Raw genomic sequence first — 3,610 nt, 5'->3', positions numbered from 1 at the left:
TTGGAGTAAACTTCTGTATCAAAAATGAAGATATTGATATCATCCCCGCTGGCCAGAACATGGTCTAAGCCGTTATAGCCAATATCATAGGCAAAGCCGTATCCGCCGAAGATCCAGACGGAGGGCTTAACCAGATAGTCTTTTCTGGCCATGATTTCTTGAAGGAGAGGATTGCCGGCAACGTCTTCTTTTTTGAGCAGCTCCAATACCCGGGCACTGGCCTTTTTAGATCCTTCACCATCGTTAAAGTTATCTAACCAATCCTGGAAAGCTTCTTTTAAGTTGCCATCGACGTTGGTATCCAGGAGTTGACTCATCACTTGCGCGATTTTCTCCCGTATTTGTTTGGAGCCCAGATAGATACCATAGCCAAACTCGGCATTGTCTTCAAAGAGAGGATTCATCCAGGCCGGTCCCTTGCCATCGGCATTGGTTGTATAAGGTACTGAAGGTGCGCTTCCTCCCCAGATGGAGGAACAACCGGTGGCATTGGCAATAATCATGCGATCCCCGTAGAGTTGTGTAACAAGTTTGGCGTAAGGTGTTTCACCGCAACCGGGGCAGGCTCCGTTGAATTCTAAGAGTGGGCGGGCAAACTGGCTGCCGATCAAGGTCTTTACATCCATGAGATCACGCTTTTCGGTGACGGTCATGGCGAATTCCCAGTTTTCCGCTTCCATTTCGATTTCATGGTCGGCGGGCTTCATCACCAGAGCTTTGCCCGGTGCCGGGCAGATATCGGCGCAGTTACCGCAACCGGTGCAATCCAAGGGGGAAACTTGAATCCGGTAATGGTATCCTTCCAGCTTTTTGAGGTTGGGTTTTTTAGTTTTAAAGGTATCAGGTGCTTTAGCATATTCTTCTTCGTCTAAGAGGAAAGGACGAATGGTAGCGTGGGGGCAGACATAGGAACATTGGTTACACTGAATACATTTATCGATTTGCCATTCCGGTAGATAGACGGCGATCCCGCGTTTTCATAGGCCGTTGTCCCCAAGGGGAAGGTACCGTCTTCCATACCGACAAAAGCACTGGTGGGAAGCTCGTCCCCCTCATGGCGTTCCATGCGGCGCTGAATATTTTTAACAAAATCCGGTTCCGCTTTAACGGGCATATTTTCATCGGGTATACTTGCCCAGGAGGCGGGAACATCCACCTTGACCAGGGATTCAATTCCTTTATCTACGGCTTTTTCGTTCATGGAGACGATATTGGCACCCTTTTTACCATAGACTTTGTTGATGGAATCTTTTAAATAGCGAACAGCATCATCAACGGGAATAACATTGGCCAGCTTAAAGAAGGCTGCCTGCATAACCATGTTAATCCGTCCGCCCAGGCCGATCTCCCCGGCGATGGAGATTGCGTCGATGAGATAGAAGTTGATATCGTTCCGGGCAATATAGCGTTTAAGTCCGGCCGGCAGATGATCGGCAACTTCCTCGGGGGTCCAGGGGCAGTTTAAGACAAAGCTGCCGCCTTTTTTCAAACCTTTGAGGATATCGTAATTATAGATAAAGGATTTATTGTGGCAAGCGATGTAGTCGGCATCAAAGACCAGATAGGAAGACTTGATAGGTTTCTTGCCAAAACGCAAGTGGGATATGGTAGTTCCGCCGGACTTTTTGCTGTCGTATTCGAAATAGCCCTGAACATTCAGATCTGTATTATCACCGATAATTTTAATGGCACTCTTATTGGCCCCGACGGTTCCGTCCGAGCCCAATCCCCAGAATTTACAACGAATAGTACCTTCCGGGGAGGTATCGATGATTTCCTCTTCGGGTAGGGAGGTATTGCTCACGTCATCTATGATACCGATGGTAAAACGGTCCTTGGGCTTGGTTTGCTTAAGATTTTTAAAGACAGCGAGGATTTGTGAAGGAGTAGTATCCTTGGATCCAAGTCCGTAGCGGCCGCCAACGATAAGGGGTCTGTTTTCTTCGTGGTTAAACATCTGGATCACGTCTAAGTAGAGGGGCTCACCGGTGGAACCGGGTTCCTTGGTCCGATCCAGTACGGCAATTTTTTTCACGGACTTGGGTAGAACGTCGTAGAAGTATTTCGAGCAGAAGGGGCGATAGAGATGGACTTTAATTAACCCAAATTTTTCTCCCCGCTGAGCTAAGAAGTCGATAGTTTCTTCGATGGTGTTGCAGACTGATCCCATAGCAACAATGATATTTTCCGCCTCGGGATCGCCATAATATTGGAAAGGATGATATTCTCGTCCGGTGATTTTCTTAAATTCCTTAAAATAGTCCTCGATAATATCCGGGACTGCTTCATAGAAAGGGTTGGCAACCTCCCGGCCCTGGAAGTAGATATCCGGGTTTTGGGCGGTGCCTCTAAGGACAGGGCGATTGGGGTTTAGCGAATTGTCGCGAAAGGCTTGGATCTTCTCATAATCCACCAATTTGGCTATCTCTTCATAGGGTGTAACCTCAATCTTCTGCACTTCATGGGAGGTTCTGAAGCCATCAAAGAAGTGAAGATGGGGAACCCGGGATTTAATGGCGGAGAGATGGGCTATGTAGCCTAAATCCATGGCCTCTTGAACATCATTGGCGCAAAGCATGGTAAAGCCGGTTTGACGACAAGCGTTAATGTCGGAATGGTCGCCAAAGATGGATAGGGCATGGGTAGCCAGTCCCCGAGCGCTGACGTGAAATACGGCCGGGACAAGATTTCCAGCCATCTTATACATTTCCGGAATCATTAATAAGAGACCTTGGGAAGCGGTGTAAGTGGTAGTCAGGGCCCCGGCTTGAAGGGAGCCATGGACCGCAGCGGCTGCCCCGGCTTCGGATTGCATCTCCACAACTTTTACCGGTTGGTCGAAAATATTTTTATTGTTATGAGCCGACCATTCATCCACTGCCTCAGCCATTGGTGAGGAAGGGGTAATTGGGAAGATGGTTGCCACCTCGGTCAAAGCATAAGAAGCTTCGGCAGCGGCTTGGTTGGCATCCATCGTTTTCATTTTCTTTGCCACGTAACTACCTCCTTTGAATAATAAACATTTAGGTATAGGCTTAGTATTCGTTATTACCGGACTCTCATACATTTTTTTAAATTAATGAGCACAAATCACTTACCCCAAGTCTTGGGATAAGTGATTTGTTATAAGCATAGGATATGCCTTTTAGATTAAAATTCTGCAATAAAGGCTAGCTTAGAAAAAACGGGTATTGACTACTCCGGTATTGAACAAGCCGGGGGCTCCGGGGAATCCGGGGTTAACAAAGTTATTCGCGGGAACAACGACATTTCTGGTAACAGGTCGATAAATCACTTGAGGAACATCAACCACATGTTGGCGATTAACAGTTACTACTGGCTGAATCACCGGAACAACTCGTGGACAACAATAGTCGCGGCAGTTGTAAATAGGTGGGCAGCAAATGGGGTTGCCGACAGGAACGTTACCGTACATTCAAATGACACCTCCTTTATGTTACAGTATATGCAGCATGGTAAATTTTGGGCCACATTTAATGACGAAAGTCTAACAGCATTTACCAGTGAAAGACATCTCTTGAGGATGTCTTTTTTCATTTTAAGTGCATATAAATGTATAAAATTTCGGTGCAAAGAAGGAGGGCTCAGG

Annotated in this window: 1 protein-coding gene and 1 pseudogene; both read right to left on the bottom strand. The window is 46.9% G+C overall.

The genetic code is table 11. From position 1 onward, the window contains the following. A pseudogene (gene nifJ / locus AC1U9U_RS15675) lies at nt 1-2,995 on the bottom strand (pyruvate:ferredoxin (flavodoxin) oxidoreductase); the annotation flags it as partial. Between the two features lie 180 nt (nt 2,996-3,175). After that, on the bottom strand, nt 3,176-3,436 hold the full coding sequence (locus tag AC1U9U_RS15670) for a hypothetical protein (protein ID WP_479961487.1): 261 nt from the start codon (nt 3,434-3,436) through the stop codon (nt 3,176-3,178). Between the last annotated feature and the right edge of the window lie 174 nt (nt 3,437-3,610).

Source organism: Desulfitobacterium sp. (assembly GCF_982384815.1).
The sequence above is the reverse complement of the archived record's forward strand: the minus strand, read 5'-3'. Positions and strand labels throughout refer to the sequence as shown.